At 67.3% G+C, this 24,388-nt stretch carries 24 protein-coding genes and 1 other RNA gene; 11 read left to right on the top strand and 14 right to left on the bottom strand.

What is annotated here, in order from left to right; translation table 11 throughout:
* The first annotated feature begins 45 nt into the window (after positions 1-45).
* Both C6A86_RS08495 and C6A86_RS08490 read left to right on the top strand, forming a co-directional pair.
* A complete protein-coding gene (locus C6A86_RS08495; protein ID WP_105363319.1) occupies positions 46-1,653 on the top strand; it encodes a cation:proton antiporter family protein in 1,608 nt (535 codons plus the stop codon).
* A gap of 67 nt (positions 1,654-1,720) precedes the next feature.
* Positions 1,721-1,972 carry a hypothetical protein gene (locus C6A86_RS08490; protein ID WP_142406981.1) on the top strand — a complete coding sequence of 84 codons (252 nt, stop codon included), beginning with the start codon at positions 1,721-1,723 and terminating at the stop codon, positions 1,970-1,972.
* On the opposite strand, the gene C6A86_RS08485 is transcribed toward C6A86_RS08490, so the two are convergent.
* The 3 genes from C6A86_RS08485 to C6A86_RS08475 are packed head-to-tail and all read right to left on the bottom strand — an operon-like array spanning position 1,913 to position 4,264.
* The gene (locus C6A86_RS08485; protein ID WP_105363318.1) at positions 1,913-2,500 is read right to left on the bottom strand and encodes a hypothetical protein; all 588 of its coding nucleotides are present in this window, start codon (positions 2,498-2,500) and stop codon (positions 1,913-1,915) included. The two genes, C6A86_RS08490 and C6A86_RS08485, sit on opposite strands and share 60 nt — an antisense overlap.
* Positions 2,501-2,529: 29 nt before the next feature.
* On the bottom strand, positions 2,530-3,438 hold the full coding sequence (locus C6A86_RS08480) for an alpha/beta fold hydrolase (RefSeq protein WP_105363317.1): 909 nt from the start codon (positions 3,436-3,438) through the stop codon (positions 2,530-2,532).
* A gap of 52 nt (positions 3,439-3,490) precedes the next feature.
* On the bottom strand, positions 3,491-4,264 hold the full coding sequence (locus C6A86_RS08475; protein ID WP_105363326.1) for an SDR family NAD(P)-dependent oxidoreductase: 774 nt from the start codon (positions 4,262-4,264) through the stop codon (positions 3,491-3,493).
* 91 nt (positions 4,265-4,355) lie between these two features.
* Here C6A86_RS08475 and C6A86_RS08470 point away from each other — a divergent pair, with 91 nt between their 5' ends.
* Positions 4,356-4,922: a dihydrofolate reductase family protein gene (locus C6A86_RS08470; protein ID WP_105363316.1), complete on the top strand. Its 567-nt coding sequence runs from the start codon at positions 4,356-4,358 to the stop codon at positions 4,920-4,922.
* A gap of 63 nt (positions 4,923-4,985) precedes the next feature.
* On the opposite strand, the gene ssrA is transcribed toward C6A86_RS08470, so the two are convergent.
* From ssrA to prfB, 8 genes are all read right to left on the bottom strand, one after another.
* Positions 4,986-5,356: a transfer-messenger RNA gene (gene ssrA, locus C6A86_RS08465) on the bottom strand.
* 66 nt (positions 5,357-5,422) lie between these two features.
* Positions 5,423-7,621 carry an EAL domain-containing protein gene (locus C6A86_RS08460; RefSeq protein WP_105363325.1) on the bottom strand — a complete coding sequence of 733 codons (2,199 nt, stop codon included), beginning with the start codon at positions 7,619-7,621 and terminating at the stop codon, positions 5,423-5,425.
* Positions 7,622-7,790: 169 nt separating this feature from the next.
* Positions 7,791-8,288 (bottom strand): SsrA-binding protein SmpB, encoded by a 498-nt coding sequence (gene smpB, locus C6A86_RS08455; RefSeq protein ID WP_105363315.1) that lies wholly within the window; start codon positions 8,286-8,288, stop codon positions 7,791-7,793.
* Positions 8,289-8,291: 3 nt separating this feature from the next.
* Positions 8,292-9,185, bottom strand: coding sequence for a permease-like cell division protein FtsX (gene ftsX / locus C6A86_RS08450; protein WP_105363314.1), 894 nt, complete (start codon positions 9,183-9,185; stop codon positions 8,292-8,294).
* A complete protein-coding gene (gene ftsE, locus C6A86_RS08445) occupies positions 9,185-9,874 on the bottom strand; it encodes a cell division ATP-binding protein FtsE (protein WP_105363313.1) in 690 nt (229 codons plus the stop codon). The genes ftsX and ftsE overlap by 1 nt, the downstream gene beginning before the upstream one ends.
* A gap of 25 nt (positions 9,875-9,899) precedes the next feature.
* Positions 9,900-10,415, bottom strand: coding sequence for a hypothetical protein (locus C6A86_RS08440; RefSeq protein WP_199196186.1), 516 nt, complete (start codon positions 10,413-10,415; stop codon positions 9,900-9,902).
* Positions 10,412-11,350: a mechanosensitive ion channel family protein gene (locus C6A86_RS08435; protein ID WP_105363312.1), complete on the bottom strand. Its 939-nt coding sequence runs from the start codon at positions 11,348-11,350 to the stop codon at positions 10,412-10,414. The genes C6A86_RS08440 and C6A86_RS08435 overlap by 4 nt, the downstream gene beginning before the upstream one ends.
* Positions 11,337-12,455 carry a peptide chain release factor 2 gene (prfB, locus tag C6A86_RS08430; RefSeq protein WP_105363311.1) on the bottom strand — a complete coding sequence of 373 codons (1,119 nt, stop codon included), beginning with the start codon at positions 12,453-12,455 and terminating at the stop codon, positions 11,337-11,339. The genes C6A86_RS08435 and prfB overlap by 14 nt, the downstream gene beginning before the upstream one ends.
* 139 nt (positions 12,456-12,594) lie before the next feature.
* Between prfB and C6A86_RS08425 the strand changes: the two genes are divergently transcribed.
* Positions 12,595-13,935: an FAD-dependent oxidoreductase gene (locus tag C6A86_RS08425; protein ID WP_105363310.1), complete on the top strand. Its 1,341-nt coding sequence runs from the start codon at positions 12,595-12,597 to the stop codon at positions 13,933-13,935.
* A 137-nt stretch (positions 13,936-14,072) separates the two neighbouring features.
* Entirely contained in the window at positions 14,073-15,020 is a 948-nt protein-coding gene (locus tag C6A86_RS08420; RefSeq protein WP_233213005.1) for a hypothetical protein, read from the top strand.
* On the opposite strand, the gene C6A86_RS08415 is transcribed toward C6A86_RS08420, so the two are convergent.
* Together C6A86_RS08415 and C6A86_RS08410 are read right to left on the bottom strand one after the other, a co-directional pair.
* On the bottom strand, positions 15,021-15,428 hold the full coding sequence (locus C6A86_RS08415; RefSeq protein ID WP_105363309.1) for a PPOX class F420-dependent oxidoreductase: 408 nt from the start codon (positions 15,426-15,428) through the stop codon (positions 15,021-15,023).
* Positions 15,429-15,439: 11 nt separating this feature from the next.
* Positions 15,440-15,826: a hypothetical protein gene (locus tag C6A86_RS08410; RefSeq protein ID WP_105363308.1), complete on the bottom strand. Its 387-nt coding sequence runs from the start codon at positions 15,824-15,826 to the stop codon at positions 15,440-15,442.
* Between the two features lie 23 nt (positions 15,827-15,849).
* Between C6A86_RS08410 and hisN the strand changes: the two genes are divergently transcribed.
* The 3 genes from hisN (at position 15,850) to C6A86_RS08395 (ending at position 19,328) form a co-directional block, all read left to right on the top strand.
* Positions 15,850-16,617 (top strand): histidinol-phosphatase, encoded by a 768-nt coding sequence (gene hisN / locus C6A86_RS08405; protein WP_311101079.1) that lies wholly within the window; start codon positions 15,850-15,852, stop codon positions 16,615-16,617.
* 82 nt (positions 16,618-16,699) lie between these two features.
* Positions 16,700-18,088, top strand: a complete 1,389-nt coding sequence (locus C6A86_RS08400; protein WP_105362096.1) for an acyl-CoA dehydrogenase family protein — start codon at positions 16,700-16,702, stop codon at positions 18,086-18,088.
* A gap of 25 nt (positions 18,089-18,113) precedes the next feature.
* Positions 18,114-19,328, top strand: coding sequence for an acyl-CoA dehydrogenase family protein (locus tag C6A86_RS08395; protein ID WP_105362095.1), 1,215 nt, complete (start codon positions 18,114-18,116; stop codon positions 19,326-19,328).
* A 590-nt stretch (positions 19,329-19,918) separates the two neighbouring features.
* Here the strand turns inward: C6A86_RS08395 and C6A86_RS08390 are convergent.
* On the bottom strand, positions 19,919-20,890 hold the full coding sequence (locus C6A86_RS08390) for an esterase family protein (protein WP_105362094.1): 972 nt from the start codon (positions 20,888-20,890) through the stop codon (positions 19,919-19,921).
* A 222-nt stretch (positions 20,891-21,112) separates the two neighbouring features.
* Here C6A86_RS08390 and C6A86_RS08385 point away from each other — a divergent pair, with 222 nt between their 5' ends.
* From C6A86_RS08385 to C6A86_RS08375, 3 genes are all read left to right on the top strand, one after another.
* Positions 21,113-21,679: a TetR/AcrR family transcriptional regulator gene (locus C6A86_RS08385; protein WP_105362093.1), complete on the top strand. Its 567-nt coding sequence runs from the start codon at positions 21,113-21,115 to the stop codon at positions 21,677-21,679.
* Positions 21,680-21,720: 41 nt separating this feature from the next.
* Positions 21,721-22,884: an acyl-CoA dehydrogenase family protein gene (locus tag C6A86_RS08380; RefSeq protein ID WP_105362092.1), complete on the top strand. Its 1,164-nt coding sequence runs from the start codon at positions 21,721-21,723 to the stop codon at positions 22,882-22,884.
* A gap of 411 nt (positions 22,885-23,295) precedes the next feature.
* The gene (locus tag C6A86_RS08375; protein WP_105362091.1) at positions 23,296-24,387 is read left to right on the top strand and encodes a homogentisate 1,2-dioxygenase; all 1,092 of its coding nucleotides are present in this window, start codon (positions 23,296-23,298) and stop codon (positions 24,385-24,387) included.
* Position 24,388 lies beyond the last annotated feature (1 nt).

The raw sequence follows: 24,388 nt of genomic DNA, 5'->3' as shown, positions 1-24,388 counted from the left end.
CCTTTACGGTCATGCCATGTCGTGCCAGCAGCGAGGCGACCGCTCATGACGGTTGTCGCCATCTATCTCGTGGTCACCTTCGGCCTCGGCGGCCTCGCCATGGCGATCCGCCTGCCGCCGCTGGTGGGTTTCCTGGCCGCCGGTTTCGTCATCAATGCCCTGGACGTCGAGGAGTTGCCACAGCTGGAGGTGCTGGCCGACCTCGGTGTCACCATGCTGCTGTTCGCGATCGGACTCAAGCTCAACGTGCGCATCCTGCTGCGCCGCGAGGTGTGGTTGACGACGTCGGCGCACATGGTCATCAGCGTCGTCCTCGGTGGTTGTGCACTGTGGCTGGCCGCCGTCGCCGGCGCGGCAATGTTGGCCGGGCAGAGCCTCCAGACGATCGCCCTTCTTGCGTTCGCACTGTCCTTTTCCAGCACGGTCTTCGTGGTGAAGGTGCTGGAAGAGAGAGGTGAGACGCACGCGCTCTACGGGCGGGTTGCCATCGGCATCCTGGTGATGCAGGACATCATCGCGGTGGTGTTCCTGACCGCCACCAGCGGTCATCTGCCCAGCCCGTGGGCGCTCGCGCTGGTCGGCCTGTGGCCGCTGACCCGGGTTCTGCGCAGGATCTGGAGCCGACTCGGGCACGGTGAGATGCAGTCGTTGTTCGGCATCGTGATGGCGTTGGTGCCTGGCTACGCCTTGTTCTCCGCGGTCGGGATCAAAGGCGACCTGGGAGCCCTCATCATCGGGATACTGCTGGCCTCGCACCCGGCGTCCTCCGAGCTCGCGCGGTCGCTGTTCCACATCAAGGAGCTGCTTCTGGTCGGGTTTTTCGTGTCGATCGGTCTGACCGGCCTGCCGGACCTGCCGAGCATCGGCGTCGCGCTGCTGATGGTGGTGCTGCTGCCGTTCAAGGCAGCCTGGTTCGTGGGGCTGCTGGTGATGATGCGATTGCGCTATCGCACCGCGCTGCTCGCCGGGTTGAGCCTGATGAACTACTCGGAGTTCGGCTTGATCGTGGTGTCGATCGGGGTGTCGGCCGGGTTGTTGGGCCCGGCCTGGCTGGTCGAGATGTCGATCGCGGTGGCCCTCAGTTTTGTGGTGTCGGCGCTGATCAACGGCCGCGGCCACATCATGGTGGAGAAGATCGCGACGCGACTGCCCGCCCAGGACGAAACCACCCTGCATACCGAGGAGCGCCCCGCCGACGCCGGCGACGCCGAAGTCGTGGTGATCGGGATGGGCCGAGTCGGTTTCGCCGCCTACCAACGCCTGACCGAGCACTACGGGCTGCGGGTTGTCGGCGTCGACTACGACGGGAACCGGATTGAGCGGCTCAAGGCCGACGATCTGCGCGTCATCGAGGGCGACGCCACCGACCTGGACTTCTGGAATCAGCTGCGGCACTCCGACTCCGTGCGCATCGCCGTGCTCGCCATGCCGCGCCACGGCGCGAACGTGACCGCACTGGAATGCCTTCGCGAGTCGGGTTTCAGCGGCACGGTGGCCGCCGTCGCCCGCTACGACGACGAGGTCGCCTGGGCCAAGGAGCACGGCGTCGGCATCGCCTTCAACGTCTACGCCGGTGCCGGGCTGGAACTGGCGGACCAAGTGGCCGGCGGTCCCCGCGCGCACACCGAATCCGGGGACGACCCGGCGAACTGAATCTCGATCCGCGCTCGGTTCGGTCACGGGCGGCTCGGCCCCGCGCCACCGGTGGTTGGATCGAGCGGTGGCAACGTTCGCGCTCGTCGTCGGGGTCGCCCTCGTCGCCGCGATCGGTGGCTACCTGGTGGGTCGGCCGAGCGGGCGGCGATCGCGGCGGGTGTTCATCGCGGGCTTCCTGTGCGGCTCGGTGGCCGGGTCGGTGGTGCGCCGCCGGCTGCCGCAGCGCGCCTTCCGCCGGGTGCTGCCGCGGACGTTCTCAGATCCCCGGCGGCGCGGTCGCTCCCGGCCCCAGAAGATCGGCCTCGCTGTTCGATGACGTACGGCGCCACCGCCCATATAACGGCAACTCGCGCAACGACTCCCACGACCAGCGTCGGGCGAGAAACCTGATGACCGTGCGCACGTAGCGGCTGGTCTCGGAGTACCACCGCCACTCGTAGAGCCGCCCACCCGCCAATCGCTGTGCGAGCGCCTCGGATTCGACGCCCTGCAGATACGGCCGCACCCACGTCACCATCACCCAGGCCTGCGTGGCGTCGGCTAGCGGGAACGCCCACTCGATCGGGGCGTCGCCGGCGGCCATGGTGTGGCGCACCGCGGGCGGCGCAATCCCGTCCGCACCGAACAGGTGCACCGTGACGTTGTGGAAGACGCCGGGCCCGCCCACCTCGAAACGCACCCGATGCTGATCGCCGTCGCGGGTCACGGTGAACGCCACCAGCCCGCCCACGGCGACGTAGCGGGAGAACACCAGCGCGCTGCCGACCATGAGGATCCGGCGGGCCGCGAGCAGCACCGTGAACGTCGCAACGGTCAGCGCGATGACGCTCCACATGAGATCCACGTGGACAGCGTGGCAGAACGGTCCAGCGATTACCGGGCGGTGCCGATGAAATCGACGCCGGCGTTGATCGCGGCCCGGTGCCGCAGGATCCGGTAGTGCGCCAACCGGCCCAATCCGCGGGTGGTCACCAGCTCCGCACCCGGCCAGTCGCCGATGAACTCCTTGCTGAAGCTGTACGGCGCGTCGGGGTCGTCGGGGTCGTGGATGACCAGCAGCGGTGTCGGGGAGGCGAGCGTGGCCCCGATGACGCCGAGATCGGTCTCGTGCAGCGGCATCTCGATGCGCTTGGCGAGCCGACGGTGCAGACCGTCACGGATGCGCGGCCCGAACCCGTGCCGCTCGGCGAACATGTCGAGGTAGAAATCGAAGTCACCCATCGGTGCCAGGAAGACCAGGCGTTCGATCTCGGCGCCGCGGCTGAGCGCCAGCGCGGCGGCTTTGGCGCCGAGCGAGTGCGCGACGATGGCGCGGGCCGGGCCGTGGGTGCGGATGAAGGCGCTGACGGCTTCGGCGCATTCGACCAGGTGGGTGCGCCCCGGCGCCAGCGCACCGGTGTCGGAGTCGTTGTGCGCGGGCAGGTCGAAGGCGATGACGCGGTGCCCGGCCGCAACGAGCGGTTTGACGAACACGCCGAGATGCGCGCGGCACCCGCCCCAGCCGTGCACCAGGTACACCGCGGGTCCCTGCCCCCAGGCCTCCCCCGCGACCCGGTGACCGGACCAGTACGCCTCGACGGGCTCGCTCGCCGGGACACCCGGCGGCATGCGCAGGCTGGCGTCGACCACCGGCGGGGTGCACCACAGCTCGGTGGCCCAGTGGGCGCCGATGGCGGGGGCGAATCGTTCCAGCAGCCCCAGCGCTCGGCGGATCTTGGGTTCGACGGGTGGTTCGATGCCCGAGCCGGCCTGACTCTCGGATTGCGTGCTGTCGCCGACCATCAAACGTTCCCTGTCCCCATGGCGCCGATCCTAATTGGGGCCTCCCCGCTCGCTATTGCGCGAGGTATCCCCCGTCGACCGGCAGCACGGCACCGGTGATGAAGGAAGCGTCGTCGGAGGCCAGGAAGACGATGGCCTTGGCGACCTCGTCCGGTTCGCCGAGGCGGCCCATCGGGTGCATGCGCTCGATCGACTCCAGGTACTCCGCGCCGCCCGGCTCGTCGGGCAGCTGCTTGACCCGTTCGGTGCGGATCGTTCCGGGGGCGACGGCGTTGACCCTGATCCCCCGATCGGCCCATTCGACCGCCAGGTGCTTGGTCAGACCGGTGGCGACGAACTTGGCGGGACCGTAGGCCGCCTGCCGCTTCTGCCCGGCCATTCCGGAGATCGAGGAGAGACAGACGATGGCCCCACCACCGGTGGACAGCATCGCCTCGATCGCGAACTTGCACGTCAGGAACATGCCGCGGCCGTCGATGGCCATCACCTCGTCCCAGCCGGCGACGGTGATCTCCCGCGCATCGCCGAGCGGGATGATGCCGGCGTTGGCGACGAGCACGTCGAGACGCCCGAACCGTTCGGTCGCCGCCGCGATCATCCGCCGGGCATCGTCGTGCACCGAGACGTCACCGATCACCGTCTCGACATCGGCCCCGGCCGCCCGCAGTTCGTCGGCCAGCGTCAGCAGCGGCGCACCCCGGATATCGGTCACCACCAGCCGCGCACCCTCGCGCGCGAAGAGCACCGCGGTGGCCCGGCCGATGCCGAACGCCGCCCCGGTGATCACCGCGGATTTCCCGAGCAGACGTCCTGGTCCTTGGGTCACGGCGCCATCGTGACACCGCTGTTCGACGGCGTCCCCGCTTTGGTGATCGCGGTCGGCGATGAGGTTCGCCCGCCGGTGCAGTCTGATCTGTATGGGAAAGCTCATCTATGGCTTCAATGTGTCCGTGGACGGCTACATCGCCGACGCGCACGGCAATATCGACTGGTCCGATCCGAGCGAAGAACTGCACCAGTACTGGAACGACTTCGCGCGGGCAACAGACCTGTCGTTCTATGGCCGGCGGCTCTACGACCTGATGTCCGCGCACTGGCCGACCGCCGACGAGGCCCCGGACGCCACCGCTTTCGACATCGACTTCGCCCGCGCCTGGCGCGATATGCCCAAGGTGGTGTTCTCCCGCACGCTGGAGTCCGTCGACTGGAACTCGCGCCTGGAACGCGGCGACCCGGTCGAGGTGGTGTCCAGGCTGAAAGCCGAGACCGACGGCCAGTTGGAGCTGGCCGGCGCGACGCTGGCCGCACCGATCGTGCAGGCCGGTCTGGTGGACGAATTCCGGATCGTGATCGCGCCCACCGCGGTGGGCGGCGGCACACCGTTCTTCCCGGCACTGCCGTCGTGGATCTCGCTGCGACTGCTGGAGAACCGCACCTTTCCGGGCGGCACGGTCCTAATGCGCTACGCGGCGAATCCCGACTGATCGTCCGCGCGGTCTGAGACACGAGAAAGGCCGCAGGTCGTGTGACCTGCGGCCTTCCCCTTGTGGTGGAGCTGCCGGGAATTGAACCCGGGTCCTACGGCATTCCCTCAAGGCTTCTCCGTGCGCAGTCCGCTATGCCTCTACTTGGATCTCCCGGTCACGCAGACAAGCCGAGATGACGATCCCAGTCGCTGTTTGATGTCCCCACGGGTCCCGCGACCGAACCCGTGGGTGGGTCCCTCTAGCTGATGCCAGGGTCCGGGCCGAGGGCGCTCCCGGTCTGACAGACACGCATCGCTACTTAGGCAGCGAGTGCGTAGTCGCGCTGATTGGAATCGGCGCTTAATTGGTTGCAACGACGCTTACGGTGGTCATTTGCCTGCACCGGCACGCTTCCCTTGATTCGATGCGCGAAGTCGAAACCGTTCAGCCCCTCGCACCCCCGCCGACATTCGGCAGGACTCACCATCATAGCGCCCACACCGACAAGACCCCAACGATTAAGTCTGACCGTGCACCGTCGACAACGAGGCGACGAGCTCGGTGATCGGCACCGGCCATCCGAACAGGTGCCCCTGGGCCAGCCGGCCGCCGGCCCGGGCGACCATCTCGGCCTGCTCGGAGGTCTCCACGCCCTCGGCGATCACCTCGAGGCCGAGGGCATCACACAGCGTGATCACCGAGCGGTACAGCGTCTGATCCCGCGCGGGATTACTGCCGGAGGCCAGGCTGCGGTCCAGCTTCACGATGTCGACGGGCAACGCGTGCAGATAGGTCAGCGAGCTGAAGCCCGACCCGAAATCGTCCAGCGCGACCTTGACACCCAGTTCACCGAACCGGCCGATCTGGCGCGCGGCCCGGTCGAGGTCGACGATCGGCATCGTCTCGGTGATCTCCAGGACCAGGCGGTTGCGCGGAATCCGGTAGCGCTCCAGCACCTTGCGCACCTGCAACTCGAACCCCGGATTCCCCAGCCGTGCCCCACCGATGTTGACGTGGATGTCGATATCGAGGCCACGCCCGCGCACCTCCGAGCACGCCAGGTCGAGCACCAGTGCGTCGAAGTCCGCACCGAGGCCGGCCGCTTCGGCGTCCGCGACGAAGGTCTCCGCCGAGATGTCGATCCCATTGGCCGCCGTCCACCGGGCCAGCGCCTCCACCGCCACCGCCGTGCCGCCCGCGAGCGCCACGACCGGCTGGTACACCAGCCGGAACCCGGGCGGCGGCTTGCCCTTGGAGACGCGCAGCAAGGTCGGGAAGTCGACCACCGCCCCGGATGACGGTTGGTAGACGACGGCGGTGTCCTTACCCATGCGCTTGCCCGCGTACATCGCGATATCGGCCTGCCGCAGCAGATCGTCGGAGGTCTGCGGTAACCCGTCGGTCTGCGGCCGGACCAGCCCCATGCTGGCCTTCACCCGCAGCGACGAGCCGTGCACCGGGAACGGCTCGCGCAACGCGGTCCGCAGCCGTTCGGCCGAGGCCTCCAACTGCTCGCCGTGATCGTCGCCACCCTCGATCAGGATCGCGAACTCATCGCCACCGATGCGGGCCAGGGTGTCGTCGGCGGCGACGAACCGCCCCAGCCGCTCCCCGACCGCGCACAGCAGTTCATCGCCGGCGGCATGCCCGTAGCGGTCGTTGACCTCTTTGAAGTCGTCGAGGTCGATGAAGATCAGCACGAACTGTCCGTGCCGCATGGCCTCGTCGAGTCGCTGCGCGAACAGGGTCCGGTTCGGGAGCCCGGTCAGCGGGTCGTGGTGCACCTGGTGCGCCAGTCCGCGCTGCGCCCAATACAGCCATTGCGTCAACGAGCGTTCCGCGCGCGTCGCGAGCACCTGCCGGGTCGCCACCAACGCCACCATCAGCACCGTCAGGATGACGGCGGCAAGGGACAGCTCGCGTTCGATGTAGAGATGGAAGGCGAACAGCACCGCCACACCGAGGAAGCCCAGATAGGGCAACAGCAGCTGTGGCCAGTCCTGACGGCGGAAGGCATTGTCGGACGGCGGTGCCGTCGGCAGGAACGCGAAGCCGGCGAGCACCGGCCCGATGATGAGCCCGAGACCGGCCCACAGTTGCGCGTCCGGCACATCCACCGATTGCAGGTAGGCCAGCAGCCGGTTGGCGGTGCCCATCAGCAGGAGAGCACCCGCGAGCAGCAGGAAGTTCGTCCGGTTCGGACGGCCGGGGTCATAGATCATCGCGATCAGCACGACGGTGCCGACCACGAAGATCTCCGCGCCGATGAAGATGACGTCGAGCACCCGCATCGCGGGGTCCGACGCCGAGAACCGGGTTCCCAGATCGCTCATGACCGCCAGGATCAGGAAGGCGAGCCCGGCGATGACGCCGTCGAGGGCGTTGGTCACGAACGGCTGCCGCAACGGGCTGTCGGGCGGGGACATCACCCCGCCACTGGAGCGCACCAGCAGGACCACCGAGGTGAACACCAGCACCGGTATCGACAGGTACACGGCGCGCACCAGCACCGGCGCCGAATCGGCCACGTGCAGACGCCACAGCGTCTGGCCGAGCATCCAGGTCGCCAGCGCCGCGACGAACACCAGGCGCCACCACCGGTCGGCACCGTGCCGGCGCCGCGCGACGGTCACCCCGCAGATGACCGCGCCCACACCCGCGCAGATCTGCAGGATCAGCGCGCAGGTGTCGGCCACCGAGTCGCCCCAGAACGCCATCGCGTTGACCGACGCCAGCGTGCTGAGGCCGACGAGCACGAGGAGACGGAGACGCGAGCGTCGTACTGTCAACCGCCCTCCCCCGTGCGTCTGGCCGCGTGGGGCGCACTATATCGCCGCGGAGGCCGGTCCCTGCGGATCGTGCGTGCGTGGCGTCAGGTCAGATCGACTAGCTCATACCCTTGTTGCGCCGACCCAGCTCGCGGGTGATCTCCCGGTCGGCATCGCGCTTGGCCAGATCCTGGCGCTTGTCGCGGGCCTCTTTACCGCGGGCCAGGGCCAGTTCGACCTTGACCTTGCCGTCCACGAAGTACAGCGACAACGGCACCAGAGTGAGGTTGCCGTCGCGGATCTTGCCGACCAGATTGTCGATCTGGCTGCGGTGCATCAGCAGTTTGCGGTTGCGTCGCGGCGCGTGGTTGGTCCAGCTGCCGTGGTGATATTCGGCGATGTGCAGATTGCGCAGCCAGATCTCGCCGTCGTCGACGGTGGCGAACGCGTCGGCCAGTGAGGCCTGCCCTTCACGCAGACTCTTCACCTCGGTGCCGACCAGCACGACCCCGGCCTCGTACACATCCAGGATCGAATAGTTGTGGCGCGCCTTGCGATTGGTCGCGACCACGTGGTTGTTCGCCTTCTCGGCAGCCTTATCTGGTTTTTTCGCCATCTTCTATCTTCGTACGTAGAGGCGCAGCGTCACATAGGCCGTGACGCCGGCCATCGCCACACCCACGAACAGCAGGATCGGCGCGATGTAAAGAATATCGGCGAAGTCCAGCGGCGCAATCAAATTAGCCTGGGTGAACTGACTGAGCGCCTTTTCCAGGAACAACGTGCGCACCGTCAGCAGTCCGATCAGCGCCAGCACCACACCGATGAACGCGGCGAGCATCGCCTCCACCAGGAACGGCAACTGGGTGTACCAGCGGGTCGCGCCGACCAGGCGCATGATGCCGATCTCGGTGCGCCGCGTATACGCCGCGACCTGAACCATGTTGGCGATCAACAACACCGCGCCGATCGCCTGCACCAACGCCACCGCGAAGGCCGCGTTGGACATGCCGTCCAAGAGCGCGAACAACCGGTCGATCAGATCCTTCTGGTTCAGCACGTTGAGCACACCGGGCTGGCCTTGCATGGCGGCGTCGAAATCGACGTGCTGTTCCGGGTTCTCCAGCTTGACGATGAACGATGCCGGGAAGGCGTCCTTGCTGGCGACGTCCTTGAACGCCGGGATCTTCTTGATCGCGTCGGCGTAGGCCTCCTCCTGGTTGAGGTAGCGCACCGACCGCACGTCCTCGCGCGAATCGATCAGCGCGCGCAACGCCATACAGGGGTCGGCATCGCAGTTCGGGTCGTTGACCGACGCGTCGTTGGTGAGGAAGACCTGGCTCTCCACCCGGTCCAGGTAGATGTCGCGGGACTGATCCGCGACCCGCATGACCAGCAGACCACCGCCGAACAGGCCGATGGAGATGGCGGTCGTCAGGATCATCGCCACCGTCATCGTGACGTTGCGACGAAGTCCGGTCAGAACCTCATTGATCAGGAAGCCAAAACGCACTAGCGATCCATTCCGTAAACGCCGCGCTGCTCGTCGCGGATGAGGCGGCCCAATTCGAGTTCGATGACGCGCTGACGCATGGAGTCCACGATGTGGTGGTCGTGCGTCGCCATCAGAACCGTGGTTCCGGTGCGGTTGATCCGCTCAAGCAGATCCATGATGTCCTTACTGGTTTCCGGGTCCAGGTTGCCGGTGGGCTCATCGGCCAGCAGCACCAACGGCCGGTTGACGAACGCCCGCGCGATCGCGACGCGCTGCTGCTCACCGCCGGACAGCTCGTGCGGCAGCCGGCTGGCCTTGCCGCTCAGCCCGACCATCTCGAGCACGTCGGGCACCACCCGGTTGATCACGTCACCGCGCTTGCCGATGACCTCGAGGGCGAAGGCCACGTTCTCGAAGACCGTCTTCTGCTGCAGCAGCCGGAAGTCCTGAAACACGCAGCCGATGACCTGCCGCAGGCTCGGGATGTGCCGGCCGGAGAGCTTGTTGACGTGGAACTTCGATACCCGGATATCGCCCGTGGACGGGTGCTCGGCGCCCAGCAGCAGACGCATGAACGTCGACTTGCCCGACCCCGACGGCCCGATGAGGAAGACGAACTCACCCTTGTCGATTTTGAGAGAGACGTCATCCAGTGCCGGACGAGCAGAGGATTTGTACTGCTTGCTCACTTTGTCGAGGGTGATCATCACGGCACGCCAGTGTAGACGCGCGTCAGTTCGCGCTGCGTGCAGGCGGCGGCGGTGTCGCCGTCGACTGCGGCGCCGGGGTCGGTGCCGACCCCGGTAGCACCGGCAGCGTGATCGGCGGGATCAGCCCGTTGGGACCGTCCGGGTCGACCACCGTGGTGGTCGGCGCGGTCTCCGTCGGCGACGTCGGCGTGTCGCCCGGTGACGTCGTCTCGGTCGGGTCGGTGGGCGAGGTCGTCGTGGTCGTCGGCGGCTCGGTCGTGGTGGTGGTCGTCGTCGTGGTGGTCGTCGGGTACGTGGTGCGCGGCACCTCGACGTTGGTGCGCGGCACCCAGGTGTACTCCGGGTCGGGCACGAAGCCCGGCGGCACGATCTGGGTCGCCGGCACCGGTTCCGGCGGCGGCTTGTACGTCTCATACAGCCACGAGGTGAACAGGAACGCCGCGATCAGCCCGATCGTCGAGGTCCGCAGCCGGCCGCCCAGCACATAGCCGGGCCAGCGTTTGTCGTCATCACCGGCCCGGCGCGAGATCAGCTTCATTCGCGCACCTCGGAGTTGGCGGCCAGCGACGTGGACTCGGCCTTGGTCGCGATGCCGGCCCGGGCCAGCGCCGCGATGACCAGCAGCCGCAGCTGCCGTCCCACCTCGAACTGCTTACCGGGCAGGGTGCGCGCCACCATCCGCAGATTCACGGTGTCGAGCTCCAGGCTCTCCACCCCCATCAACTGGGGCTGATCCAGCAGCAGATCACTCATCGCCGGGTCCTTCATGGCGTTCTCGCAGACGGCGTGCAGCAGCTCGTTGACGGCGTTGAGGTCCGCATTCGTCGGCACCGGGATGTCCACCACCGCGCGCGCCCAGTCCTTGGACAGGTTGAGCGATTTCATGATCTGCCCGTTGGGGATGGTGAAAACCTCACCGTCACTGGTGCGCAGTTTGGTGACGCGCAGCGTGACGTCCTCCACCGTTCCCGTCGCATCGTTGGACGAGCCCAGCGTCAGCGTGACGAGGTCGCCGAAGCCGTACTGCTTCTCGGTGATGATGAAGAACCCCGACAGCAGGTCCTGCACGATGCGCTGCGCGCCGAAACCCAGCGCCGCACCCAGCACCGCCGCCGGCGCGACCAGCGAGCCCAGCGGGATGGCCAGGATGTCGGTGATCTGCAACAGCACCACCACGCAGATCAGCGCGATGGTCACCCAGGAGATCACCGACGCGACGGCCTGGCGGTGCTTGGCGGTCTCGGTGCGCACCAGCGCGTCGCTCTCCCGGAAATCGGCGTCGATGCGCCTGCTGATCCGCTGTGCCGCCCAGTTGACGAACCGCGCCAGCAGGATCGCCAGGATCACCAGCATCACGATGCGCAGACCCTTGGTGATGATCCACTCGCCGATGTTGCCGCGCCAGAAGTCGTGCCAGTGTTCGGCCACTGACAATGCGCTATAGCTGTTGGTCAGTGCGTTAGTCCTGATCATCTTTCCTATTGCGCCAACGGATCCCTGCCTCCAGGAAGCCGTCGATGTCTCCGTCGAGAACCGCTGCCGGGCTACCGACCTCGAATTCGGTGCGTAGGTCTTTGACCATCTGATACGGGTGTAGCACGTAGGAGCGCATCTGGTTGCCCCACGAGCTGCCGCTGTCACTCTTGAGCGCATCCATCTCGGCGCGCTCCTCCTGACGCTTGCGCTCCATCAGCTTGGCCTGCAGGACACGCATCGCCGACACCTTGTTCTGCAGCTGCGACTTCTCGTTCTGGCAGGTGACGACGATGCCGGTCGGGATGTGGGTCAGGCGCACCGCCGAGTCGGTGGTGTTGACCGACTGGCCGCCGGGGCCGCTGGAGCGGTAGACGTCGACCCGGATATCGCCCTCGGGGATCTCGATGTGGTCCGTTGTTTCCACCACGGGCAGCACCTCGACCTCGGCGAACGAGGTCTGCCGCCGACCCTGGTTGTCGAACGGGCTGATGCGCACCAGCCGGTGGGTGCCCTGCTCGACCGACAGGGTGCCATAGGCGTACGGGGCGTGCACCGCGAAGGTGGCGCTCTTGATGCCGGCCTCTTCGGCGTAGGACGTGTCGAACACCTCGACGGGGTACTTGTGCGCCTCGGCCCAGCGGATGTACATCCGCATCAGCATCTCGGCCCAGTCCGCGGCGTCCACACCGCCGGCGCCGGAGCGGATGTTGACCAGCGCCTCGCGCTGGTCGTACTCCCCGGCCAGCAGGGTCCGGACCTCCATGGCCTCGATGTCCTCGCGCAGCTTGGTCAGCTCGGCATCGGCCTCGGCGAGTGCGTCGGAGCCTTCCGAACCTTCTTCTTCGGCGGCCATCTCGTAGAGCACCGGCAGGTCCTCCACGCGCTGGCGCAGTTCCTCGACGCGACGCAACTCGTTCTGTGCGTGCGACAGGTCGCTGGTCACCTTCTGCGCGTGCGCCTGGTCGTTCCACAGGTTGGGGTCGGCGGCCTCGGCTTCGAGTGTCTCGATGCGGCCGCGCAGACCGTCGACATCGAGCACCCGCTCCACGGTCGTCAACGTGGTGTCGAGGGCGGCGATATCGGCAAGACGGTCAGGATCCACGACTGTTGAGGTTACCGGCCGCTTCTCCGGACTCCGCCCTCGATCGCCGGTGCGCGGCTAGCATCGGGCTGGTAACCGGTCCGGTGACGTCGCGACAGCCCCTTGCGCGCCGCCGACCAGCCTCACGAAAAGGCTTGCCATGCGCCCGTACCACATGGCGATCGTCGGCTCAGGCCCCTCCGGGTTCTTTGCCGCCGCCTCGCTGTTGAAGTCCGATCTCGAAGTCCGCGTCGACATGCTGGAGATGCTGCCCACCCCGTGGGGACTGGTGCGCTCCGGCGTCGCCCCCGACCACCCGAAGATCAAGTCGATCAGCGCGCAGTTCGAGAAGATCTCGGCGGACCCGCGGTTCCGGTTCTTCGGCAACATCTCCGTCGGCGAGCACGTGCAGGCCGCCGAGTTGGCCGAGCGCTATGACGCCGTCGTCTACGCGATCGGCGCCCAGTCCGACCGGGTGCTGGGCATCCCCGGCGAGGACCTGCCCGGCAGCGTCGCGGCCGTCGACTTCGTCGGTTGGTACAACGCGCATCCACATTTCGGGGAGGTGGCCCCCGACCTGTCCGCCGACCGCGCGGTGGTGATCGGCAACGGCAACGTCGCACTCGACGTGGCGCGCATCCTGATCAGCGACCCGGAAATCCTGGCGCAGACCGATATCGCCGACCACGCGCTGGACGTGCTGGGGCCGCGCGGTGTCCGAGAGGTCATCGTGGTGGGCCGGCGTGGACCGCTGCAGGCGCCGTTCACCACGATGGAACTTCGCGAACTCGGGCACATGGAGCAGATGGCCGAGGTCGACATCGTCGTCGAGCGCGCCGACTTCGAGCACATCACCGATGCGGACCTCGAGGCCGCCGACAAGACCGTCAAGACGAACATCAAGGTGTTGCGGCAGTACGCGGAGATGCAGCCCGAAGGCGCGAAGCGGCGGGTGGTGTTCCGGTTCGCCACCTCACCGATCGAGATCCGCGGTTCCGATCGGGTGGAGTCGATTGTGTTGGGCCGCAACGAGCTGGTCGACGAGGGCGGCCGTGTGGTGGCCAAGGACACCGGCGAACGCGAAGAGCTGCCGGCGCAGTTGGTGGTGCGCGCCGTCGGGTATCGCGGTGTGCCCGTCGACGGACTGCCGTTCGACGAGAAGTCCGGCACCATCCCGCATGCGAACGGGCGCATCGAGGGCCGCGAGCACGAGTACGTCGTCGGCTGGATCAAGCGCGGGCCCTCCGGTGTCATCGGCAGCAACAAGAAGGACTCCGCGGATACGGTGCAGACGTTGTTGGGCGATCTCGGCGAGCCCGGCTTCGATGCGGGCCACGACGCCGAGTTGGCGCAATGGCTGCTGTCGCGCCAACCGATGTTGGTCACCGACGATCACTGGGCGCGCATCGACTCCCACGAGCGCGCGACCGGCGATGCGCAGCACCGGCCGCGGGTGAAGCTCACCAGCGTCGCGGAACTGCTGGGGATCGCGCACGGCTGACGCCCTCCCTTCGCCACTCCGCTCTACCCGCGCCCTCCCTACCGCGAGATTGTCGTTATCGACATCCGCACTCACACTTTCGCGCGATAACCGCAATCTCGCGGACGCTTGTCGGTGCCCGAGGGGACTATCCGGCCATGAGGAACCTGATCGTCGGGAGCCAGGCCCGCGCACTCGGAACAGTGAGCGAATACGACCTCCGCCGTTGCTACCAGCGAGTCCACCGCAACATTTACATGCCGCGCGGTCACCAACTCACCTTGGATGAGCGCATCGACGGGGCGTACCTGCGCTCCGGCCGTAACGGGGTCGTCGCCGGCGTCGCCGCTTCCGCCCTGCTCGGCGCGCAATGGGTCGACGACGACATCCCTATCGAGATGATCTGGGACGTGAGCCGTGCGCCGGCCGGGATCATCGTGCAGCGAGACCGCCTGGCGCCCGACGAGATCACCGTCGAGGACTGCGTGCCGGTGACGACGCCCGCACGGACCGCATTCGACATCGGTCGACGCATCGATCGCCACGACGCCCTCGCTCGCCTGGACGCCCTGCAGCGGGCGACGTTCTTCCGGCCCCCGGAGGTGCTGACGCTTGCCGAGCGATACCGCGGTGCCCGTGGCCTCAAACAGCTGCGCGCCCTACTCCCACTGGTCGACGGTGGCGCCGCATCGCCTCAGGAGACGCGCCTGCGCTTGTTGCTTGTCGACGCCGGATTCCCGGTTCCGCGCACGCAGATCCAGGTGGTCTCCGGGATACGACCGCTCCGCACGCTCGACATGGGCTGGGAGGACTTCATGGTGGCGATCGAGTACGACGGCGGGCAGCACCAGACTGACCGCTACCAGTACGTCAAGGACCTCCGCGTGCTGCCGCAGGTCGAGCGCATGGGATGGCTGGTGCTGCGCATCATCAAGGAGGACAGCGACGCGGAGATCCTCGTCCGCGCCTATCGCGCGCTCATCGCGCGCGGCTGGGACGGCAGGCTACGCAAGCCGCATCCGTCCGTCGCCGCACTGGTCGCGAGATTGTCGTTGTCGACATCCGCACTCGCACTTTCACGCGAGAACCGCAATCTCGCGGGCTGATCACTCGCCGGGCGGCGGAGTCACCTTGTCTGCCTCGATGGTGAGGATGAGCCGCGTCTCGTCCGGGTTTCCGCTGAAGTACGGGTACGGGATGCCCAGGTACTTCTGCGAGATCTCGTGGATGCTCTCGTGGCCGCCCTCCGCGGTGGTGGCCGTGACCCGGCCACGAATCGCGTAGAACCGTCGGATCTCGTCGGGGTCGGCGACGTTGATGGCGATCCGCGGGTCGCGGGCGATGTTGCGGTCCTTCTGGGAGCCCCCGACGATGTTGAGCACGACGTGCTCGCCGTCGGTGTGCACCCACGTCTCGGTGAGCTGCGGTGAACCGTCGGGCATCAGCGTGGCCACGAAGCACGGGCTGGGCTTGCGCAGCAGCTCGATCAGTCCGGCCGGAAGCGGTTGGGGCACGGGGTGTCCTCTCAGACGGTCGGGTAGGTCTCGGGTGCCGGTGGCGGGGGCGGCGCCGACGGGGCGAAACCCCACTTGTCCGGGTTCTTCGGCGAGTAGACGACGTCGATCAGTTGGCCGATGGTGGGCCACTGGTTGACGTCGACGACCAGACGTTGATAGACGACGTGCTCGTTGACCGTCGGCCCGTTGATGACGCCGCTGATGGTGACGAACTGCTCGCCGACCTCGTCCGGGCGTGGGCTGACGCCGGTGACCAGCAGCGTGCCGGGCGCCATGCCGGCGCCCATACCGCCACCCATGCCGCCGCCCCCTGCCTCGCGGCGCTTGCGGATCCACGGCATCGCTATGAGCACCAGCGCACCGACCAACAGCAATATCATCGCGAATTCGATCACCTAGCCATGGTAGGACTGCGGGCATGAGTGCCGACGATCTCGACCTTGCCCTGCGACTGGCCGACCAGGCCGACGAGCTGACCATGGCCCGCTTCGGCGCACTGGATCTGCACATCGAGACCAAGCCCGATCTCACCCCCGTCACCGATGCCGACAAGGGCGCCGAGGAGGCGCTACGAGCGGCGCTGTCCCAGGCCCGGCCCGATGACAGCGTGTTCGGTGAAGAGTTCGGCGGTACAACGTCTTCCACGGGCCGCCAGTGGGTGATCGACCCGATCGACGGGACCAAGAACTTCGTCCGCGGCGTCCCGGTGTGGTGCACGCTGATCGCACTGATCGAGGACGGCGTGCCCACCGTCGGTGTGGTGAGCGCACCGGCGCTCGGGCGGCGCTGGTGGGCCGGGGCGGGGGCGGGCGCGCACACCTCGTTCGGCGGCGCGACTCGCCGCATCCAGGTGTCCGGGGTCGGCGATCTGGCCTCGGCGAGCCTGTCCTATTCGGACCTGACGACGGGGTGGGACGACCGCCGGGAGAGTTTCCTGACATTGACTGACGCGGTGTGGCGGGTGCGGGCCTACGGGGACTTCTGGTCCTACTGCCTGGTGGCCGAGGGTGCCGTGGACATCGCCTGCGAACCCGAGGTGAAGGTGTGGGACATCGCGCCGTTGGACATCCTGATCCGGGAGGCCGGCGGCACGTTCACCAGTATCGATGGCACTCCAGGACCGCATGGCGGCAGCGCCCTGGCCACCAACGGCCGGCTGCATGCGGCGGTTCTGGCCACACTGTGAGGTTGGTTACAGCCTTTTTCTATCTTACTCCGGAGTAAGATACGGTCATCACGCATTGCCCCCACCAAAAGAGGCTGCCGAAATGACTCAGATCGAATCTCGCCCCCAGCGCAAAGGCCCGGAAAGCGCCGTCGGGCTCCAAAAGCACAAGCGCACCGCGACCGATATCGGGATCGCGCTGCTCACTCCCCTCATGGGCCAGGAGTTCCTGGACCGCTACGGCCTGCGCGATCCGCTCAACAAGGGCATCCGGTACGGCGTGAAGACGGCGTTCTCCGCCGCCGGCGCGTCGACCCGTCAGTTCAAGAAGATCCAGAACCTGGGCGGCTCCCCCACCCGGCTCGCGCCGAAGGAGTCCGATTACTTCGACCTGACCCCGGATGACGACCAGAAGATGATCGTCGAGACGGTCAGCGAGTTCGCCGAGGAGATCCTGCGCCCGGCCGCTCACGACGCCGACGCCGCGGTCACCTACCCGGCCGACCTCATCGCCAAGGCCGCCGAGCTCGGGATCACCTCGCTGAACATCCCGGAGAACTTCGACGGCATCGCCGAACACCGCAGCACGGTGACCGGCGCCCTGGTCGCCGAGGCGCTCGCCTACGGCGACATGGGGTTGGCCCTGCCGATCTTGGCGCCCTCCGGGGTCGCGTCCGCGCTGACCCATTGGGGCAGCGCCGCCCAGCAGGCCACCTATCTGCCCGAGTTCGCCGGCGAGAAGGTACCGCAGGCGAGTGTGGCCATCGCCGAACCGCACGCGCTGTTCGATCCCACCGCACTGAAAACCACCGCGGTGCGCACCCCGGGCGGCTACCGGCTCTCCGGCGTGAAATCGCTTGTCCCCGCGGCGGGTAGCGCGGAGCTGTTCATCGTCGCCGCCCAGCTCAACGGCAAGCCCGCGCTGTTCATCGTGGAGGCCTCGTCCGAAGGCGTCACCGTCGAGGCGGATCCGTCGATGGGCGTGCGCGCCGCCGCGCTGGGCCGGGTGGCCCTCGACAACGTCGCGGTGCCGCTGCACAACCGCCTCGGCGAGGATGATCGCAGCGACGCCGACTTCGCCCAGGACTATTCCGAGGCCATCGCGTACTCCCGATTGGGTTGGGCCGCATTGGCAGTCGGCACCTCGCATGCCGTGCTCGACTATGTCATCCCCTACATCAAGGAACGCGAGGCGTTCGGTGAGCCGATCGCCAACCGGCAGGCGGTGGCCTTCATGACCGCCAATATCGCCATCGAACTCGACGGTCTGCGACTCATCACGCTGCGCGGCGCGGCCCGCGCCGAGCAGGGCCTGACGTTTGCGCGCGAAGCCGCGCTGGCCAAGCGGATCGCCACCGACAAGGGCATGCAGATCGGCCTGGACGGCGTCCAGCTGCTCGGCGGTCACGGCTTCACCAAGGAACACCCGGTCGAGCGCTGGTACCGCGATCTGCGGGTCCTCGGCGTCGCCGAGGGTGTTGTGGTCCTCTAAGACTTCTAGGAACGGAAACCCAGTCATGGCAATCAATCTGGAACTACCCAAGAAGCTGCAAGCGGTCGTCGAAAAGGGACATCAGGGCGCGGCGGAGATGCTGCGGCCGATCTCCCGCAAGTACGACCTCGCCGAGCACGCCTACCCGGTCGAGCTCGACACCCTGGCCCACCTCTTCGAAGGCCTACAGGAGGCCAAGACCATCTCGTTCGCCGGCGCCGACGCCTTCGGTGGCCGCAATGACGAGGGCAAGAAGACAAACGTCAACGGCGCCAACATGTCTGCGCTGCTGAACGCGCTGGAAGTCAGCTGGGGCGACGTCGCCCTGCTGCTGTCGATCCCCTTCCAGGGCCTCGGCAACGCCGCGATCTCCAGCGTTGCCAACAAGGAACAGCTGGAGCGTTTCGGCAAGGTCTGGGCCTCGATGGCCATCACCGAGCCCAGCTTCGGCTCCGACTCGGCCGCGGTGTCCACCACCGCGATTCTCGACGGCGACGAGTACGTGATCAACGGCGAGAAGATCTTTGTCACCGCGGGATCCCGCGCGACCCACATCGTGGTGTGGGCGACGGTGGACAAGTCGCTGGGCCGCGCGGCGATCAAATCGTTCGTCGTGCCGCGGGAGCACCCCGGTGTCACCGTGGAACGCCTCGAGCACAAGCTGGGCATCAAGGCCTCCGACACCGCAGTGATCCGCTTCGAGAACGCACGGATCCCGAAGGAGAACCTGCTCGGCGACCCAGAGGTCAAGACCGACAAGGGCTTCGGCGGCGCCATGGAGACCTTCGACAACACCCGCCCGATCGTGGCGGCCATGGCGGTCGGCATCGCGCGCGCCGCTCTGGAGGAGCTGCGGGTCATCCTGACCGAGGCCGGTATCGAGATCTCCTACGACAAGCCGGCGCACGCTCAGAGCGCACCGGCCGCGGAGTTCCTGCGCATGGAGGCCGACTGGGAGTCCGGCTATCTGCTGACCATCCGTTCGGCATGGCAGGCCGACAACAAGATCCCGAACTCCAAAGAGGCCTCGATGGGCAAGGCAAAGGCCGCCCGGGTGGCCAGCGACATCACCCTCAAGGCCGTCGAGATGGCGGGCACGGCAGGGTATTCGGAGCAGACGCTGTTGGAGAAGTGGGCCCGCGATTCGAAGATCCTCGACATCTTCGAGGGCACCCAGCAGATTCAGCAGCTGGTGGTCGCCCGCCGACTGCTGGGGCTGTCCTCGGCTCAGCTGAAGTGATACGTGGTGGCGCCGATCCGGGGGGACGGCGCCACCTCCCTCTTCTTCTCGCCGAGAGTGCGGTGTCATCCGCACCACACCGCGGCCCCCGTATCCCGACGCAGACTCGCGTGAATCACACCTGTGGATAGCGAGCGCGAATCGGGTGCCGCCGGCTGATCCGTGTCGGCGCTCGTCGTCGCCGTCGGTGGCATGAACCCCATCGACTGGCCGTTCCGCGGCCCGGAGGCCGTGCACGACGGCACCCTGACGTTCCGCGCGGAAGCCGGTCGGCCTGAGGCTCTGAGTCCCCGTGCGAGACCCTGACACGCCGCACGCTGATCCATGCCGGGTTTCCCGTGTCGGCCTGCTGCACAACCATCCAGAGGCGTTCTTCGATCGCGTCCAGGCGGCGTTGCTGTCGTGGGTCTGCCCGCCGTTCGGGTATTCGGGTAACGATCGCCTCTACTGAGCACGCGAGCTCCCCGAAAGTGCCTCCGCATACGGCGATGTCGGCGAGTCGCGGACGACACCACGCTCTCGCCGACGCTGGGGCCCGACATAGAAAAATCCCCCGAGGCAGATGCCCCGGGGGATTTTCTACGGCTTACTTATGCGCCGAGAACACGCTGCAGGTCGGGCAGCATGGCCTGGAGCTCGCGGCCCCAGTACGCCCAGTTGTGCGTGCCGTTGTTCGGGAAGTTGAACACACCGTTGGATCCGCCCGCGGCCAGGTAGTTGTCGCGGAAGGTGATGTTGGTGCGGATGGTCAGGTCCTCGAGGAAGGTCGCGGGCAGATCGCCGCCACCGAGCTCGTTGGGCTGGCCGTTACCGCAGTAGACCCAGAGGCGGGTGTTGTTGGCCACCAGCGTCGGGATGTTGACCATCGGGTCATTGCGCTTCCAGCCGCTGTTCGGATCCTGGGTCTTGCCCCACATGTCGTCGGCCTTGAAGCCACCGGCGTCACCCATGGAGATGTTGATCAGGAACGGCCACCAGCCCTCGGAGGGGTTCAGGAAGCCCGACATGGAGCCTGCGTAGATGAACTGCGCGGGGTGCCAGGTCGCCAGGTTCAGCGCGGCCGAGCCGGCCATCGACAGACCAACCGCGGCGCTGCCGGTGGGCTTGACGGCCTTGTTGGCCTGCAGGTAGGCGGGCAGCTCCTGGGTCAGGAAGGTCTCCCACTTGTAGGTGACGGTCGGGCCCTTGTTGCGAGCCGGCGCGTACCAGTCGGCGTAGAAGCTCGACTGGCCACCGACGGGCATGACGACCGACAGACCACTGTCGAGGAACCACTCGAAGGCCTGGGTGTTGATATCCCAGCCATTGAAGTCATCCTGCGCACGCAGGCCGTCCAGCAGGTACACGGCCGGCGAGTTCTCGCCACCGCTCTGGAACTGGATCTTGATATCGCGGCCCATCCCAGCGGACGGCACCATCAGGTACTCCACCGGGAGACCCGGGCGGGAGAAGGCACCAGCGGTGGCTGCGCCACCCGCCACTGCGATCGCACCCGGCACGACCAGCGCGGCCGCGGCGACGGCCCCGATCCGGCGCATCCACCGGCCTACAACGTTCTGCATCAAATTCTTCCCAACTCTAATTGTCACGGTCCCGCCCGACCCGGGGTGCAGCATGTCCAACACCCAGAGATACCGCAGTGCGTCCTTGCACTGCGGTATCCGCGTCCGCTCGCTCTGTCGTGGAGCGGACCGAGAATTCAGTTGTCGCGACTTGCAGTAAAACACGCAGCGAGGGCCAACAGAAAGTCAGGGGTGCGCGCGAGTCGTCGTAGGCTGCCCCTCATGGCGACCGCCCAGAGTCCGTCCGGCAACCGTCTGACCATCGACGATTGGCTTCAGGCCGGGTACGCAATCCTTGCCGAGGACGGTATAAAACTGCTGAAAATCGATCGTTTGTGTGCGCGACTGAAGGTGACCAAGGGCAGCTTCTATTGGCACTTCGACGGCATGCCCAGCTACCGAGCCGCCCTCGTGGAGGGCTGGCGCGACCTGCGAGATGCCGATCGCAGCCAGATCGAGGCCGTCCGCGAGTTGCCGCCGCGCGACCGCCTGGCCCGGATGATGGCGTCGCTGGTGAGCCCGCGGCACTGGACGCTGGAGCGCGCCATGCGCGAGTGGGCCCGCTCCGATGACGCCGTCGCTGACAGCGTCCGGGACGCCGACCGGCGGGTGCTGGCCGCGGTGCGCACCGCCTTCGAGGACTACGGGTTCGACACCGATGAGGCCGAACTGCGGGCCGGCGCGACATTCGCCGTGGGTATCGGCTTCCTGCACCTGGCCGGCCGGGTGCCCGATCCTCGCCAGGCCGCCCAGAGCGACCGCTTCCTGGACCTGATGCTGGCGCGCTGACGACCCCGCTTCCATACTAAAAGGTATGGTACGGTCTGGCCATGACCACGATCGAGGCCCGCACCCTTGTCACCGATGAGTTCGTGAGCGCACTGGCCCAGCGCGCCCCCGAGGCCGAGGAGCTGCGTCGGCTGCCCGAGGCGACGATCGCCGACCTGACCGCGTCCGGGTTCACCGATCTGTTGGTCCCGGCGCGCTACGGAGGCCAGCAGGCCCCTTTCCCGGCCCTGCTGGACCCGGTCCGGCGGATGGCCCACGGCTGCACCTCCAGCGCGTGGACGATCGGCTTCTTCGCGCTGCACAACTGGATGCTGGCCCTGTTCGGCGAGCAGGCCCAGCAGGAAGCCTTCGGCACCCGGCCCTTCCTGGCCCCGGCTCCGCTGGCACCGACGGGCCGCGGCGTACCCGCCGACGGTGGTATCCGGCTCACCGGACGGTGGTCCTGGGCCACCGGGGTGAACCACGGCAACTGGATCATCGTGGCCGCACTGTGTGGCGCGGATGACGCCCTCTACCCCGCGCTGGCGCTCTTGCCGGCGGCCGACGTCACCGTCGAGGACGTCTGGCACACCGATGGCATGCGCGCCACCGGTTCCAATGACGCCGTCGCCACCGACGTCTTCGTGCCCGAGCACCGCTTGGTCAAGGTCACCGACATCTATGCCGGCACCGCGCCCGGCGCCGGTCTGCACGATTCGGCCACCTACCGCTGGCCGATGGTGCCCGCGCTCGCGCTGCTGGCCGCCATGCCCGCCGTCGGCAGCGCCGAGCGGGTCACCGAGATCTACGCCCGACGGCTCGCCGAACGGGTGCTGCCCTATGAGGGCGTGATGCAGAAGGACAAACCGATCGCCCAGGCGCATCTGGCCGGCGCGCAGGTTCGGCTGCGCGCGCTGCGCGGCCTGCTGGCCGACACCGTCGGCGAGATCGAGGTCATCGTGGACACCGGGGATCCGGTGGCCAAGCCGGTGCGCGCGCAGGCCCGGCTGGCCGCCGCGCACATCGTCGCGGAGTCCAAGGCCGTCATCGGTGAGCTGATGGGCGCCGGCGGGGCCAGCATCCACTTCCTGTCCAGCCCCCTGCAGCGCTACAAGCGCGATGTCGACGTTCTGTCCGGGCACGTGGTGTTCGACTACGACACCAGCCGGGAGTTGGCCGGCGCGCTGTCGCTGGGCATGAAGATCCCGCGCACCTCGATGGTCTGAGGTAAAGCCCAGCCGTGGAGGTGGCTCGACTCCCGTTCGTCGGCAGCTCCACCTACCTGGCTTCAGCCTCGTGAGCCATGGTGCGTCCAGACTGATGCCAGGTAGCGAAATCGGCTCTGCGACCTACCGGGCTTCAGCCGCTCGCGGTACCGGTCATCCGGACTGAAACCACGTACTTATCAACGCCATTGGCCGACGGCAACGGGCTCGTTCTCGGACGGTTGCGCGGGGTGCGGCGCCCCGACGGCCACCAGTGGTACTTGCCCACCAGCACCGCCGGCGCGGTCACCTACAGCGTGCGCACCCGCAGGATGTCGACCAGCAGGCCGACCCCGAACAGGCCTTGCACCACGGCAGAACAAAAAGTAAAGTCACTTTCAGTTTTGCTGACCGAATCTGTCGAGGAGCGTCATGGAATCCTTCGTTCACCTGCGAAAAGGCAAGACGCCCAAACGCGTGCACGCCGACCTCGACGGGCTCAAGGACGACGAGTTGGGGCGCGGCGGCTTCGTCGGCCGGACCGCGAACATGTACCGGCGCAACGACCCCACCGCCTACCGCACCGTCGGGCCACTGCGCCCCACCGACGTGCTGTCCTCGGAGCTGAAGCCCAGCGATGCCACCGACGCGCGCGGCGGCCCGCTGCTGATGTTCTCCAACGACGACTGCCAGGTCCTGCTGTCCCGGCGGACCGAGGAGATGCCGTTCTTCGTCCGCTACGTCGACGGCGACCTGCTGATCTTCGTGCACAAAGGCGCCGGGCTGCTGGAGACCGAGTTCGGTCCGGTGCGCTACCGCGAGGGCGACTGGGTCTATCTCCCCAAGGCCTGCACGTTCCGCCAGGTGCCCGACACTGAGAGCACCTGGCTCATGATCCAGGCCACCGACGACTTCCGGGTACCGCCGGCAGGCATCCTGGGCAGACACTTCCCGTTCGACCCGGCGCAGGTGACCATCCCGGAACCGGCGCCCAGCGACGATGACGGCAGGGCCGAATACGAGGTGCGCCTCATCCATGAAGGCGGGCCCACATCGCTGTTCTATCAACACAATCCGCTCGATGTCGAGGGCTGGCGCGGGGACAACTTCCCGTTCACCTTCAACATCGAGGACTACACCGTCATCACCTCCGAAAGCGTGCACCTGCCACCGACGGTGCACCTGTTCATGCAGGCCACCGGCGTCTACGTGATGAACTTCCTGCCCAAGCCCGCCGAAAGTGTCCCCGGCACCGAGCGCACGCCGTGGTATCACCGCAACGTCGACTATGACGAGATCGCCTTCTTCCACTCCGGCTCGCTGTACGGCATCCCGATGCCGCCCGGACTGGTTTCCCATGCGCCGCAAGGGGTTCACCACGGCGCGCCGGAGAAGGCCAGGGAGCGCGCCCGCCGCAAGTTCGACGACTACGACCGGGTGGACTGGTCGGTGATCGCCATCGACACCCGTCGCCGGCTCATCCCGTCCGCCGAAATCCTCGCCAATGATCTGGGGCAACACTAGA

The organism is Mycobacterium sp. ITM-2016-00316, assembly GCF_002968335.2.
Taxonomy (GTDB): Bacteria; Actinomycetota; Actinomycetes; order Mycobacteriales; family Mycobacteriaceae; genus Mycobacterium.
This window is presented reverse-complemented; position numbering and strand designations above follow the sequence as displayed.

Excerpts from the sequence above, each read along its gene's own strand:
- C6A86_RS08495 (WP_105363319.1), top strand. The coding sequence starts at position 46 with ATGACGGTTGTCGCCATCTATCTCGTGGTCACCTTCGGCCTCGGCGGC.
- C6A86_RS08480 (WP_105363317.1), bottom strand. The coding sequence starts at position 3,438 with ATGGTCGGCGACAGCACGCAATCCGAGAGTCAGGCCGGCTCGGGCATC.
- C6A86_RS08470 (WP_105363316.1), top strand. The coding sequence starts at position 4,356 with ATGGGAAAGCTCATCTATGGCTTCAATGTGTCCGTGGACGGCTACATC.
- C6A86_RS08460 (WP_105363325.1), bottom strand. The coding sequence starts at position 7,621 with ATGGCGTTCTGGGGCGACTCGGTGGCCGACACCTGCGCGCTGATCCTG.
- smpB (WP_105363315.1), bottom strand. The coding sequence starts at position 8,288 with ATGGCGAAAAAACCAGATAAGGCTGCCGAGAAGGCGAACAACCACGTG.
- ftsE (WP_105363313.1), bottom strand. The coding sequence starts at position 9,874 with ATGATCACCCTCGACAAAGTGAGCAAGCAGTACAAATCCTCTGCTCGT.
- C6A86_RS08440 (WP_199196186.1), bottom strand. The coding sequence starts at position 10,415 with ATGAAGCTGATCTCGCGCCGGGCCGGTGATGACGACAAACGCTGGCCC.
- C6A86_RS08435 (WP_105363312.1), bottom strand. The coding sequence starts at position 11,350 with ATGATCAGGACTAACGCACTGACCAACAGCTATAGCGCATTGTCAGTG.
- C6A86_RS08425 (WP_105363310.1), top strand. The coding sequence starts at position 12,595 with ATGCGCCCGTACCACATGGCGATCGTCGGCTCAGGCCCCTCCGGGTTC.
- C6A86_RS08420 (WP_233213005.1), top strand. The coding sequence starts at position 14,073 with ATGAGGAACCTGATCGTCGGGAGCCAGGCCCGCGCACTCGGAACAGTG.
- hisN (WP_311101079.1), top strand. The coding sequence starts at position 15,850 with ATGAGTGCCGACGATCTCGACCTTGCCCTGCGACTGGCCGACCAGGCC.
- C6A86_RS08400 (WP_105362096.1), top strand. The coding sequence starts at position 16,700 with ATGACTCAGATCGAATCTCGCCCCCAGCGCAAAGGCCCGGAAAGCGCC.
- C6A86_RS08395 (WP_105362095.1), top strand. The coding sequence starts at position 18,114 with ATGGCAATCAATCTGGAACTACCCAAGAAGCTGCAAGCGGTCGTCGAA.
- C6A86_RS08390 (WP_105362094.1), bottom strand. The coding sequence starts at position 20,890 with ATGCAGAACGTTGTAGGCCGGTGGATGCGCCGGATCGGGGCCGTCGCC.
- C6A86_RS08385 (WP_105362093.1), top strand. The coding sequence starts at position 21,113 with ATGGCGACCGCCCAGAGTCCGTCCGGCAACCGTCTGACCATCGACGAT.
- C6A86_RS08380 (WP_105362092.1), top strand. The coding sequence starts at position 21,721 with ATGACCACGATCGAGGCCCGCACCCTTGTCACCGATGAGTTCGTGAGC.
- C6A86_RS08375 (WP_105362091.1), top strand. The coding sequence starts at position 23,296 with ATGGAATCCTTCGTTCACCTGCGAAAAGGCAAGACGCCCAAACGCGTG.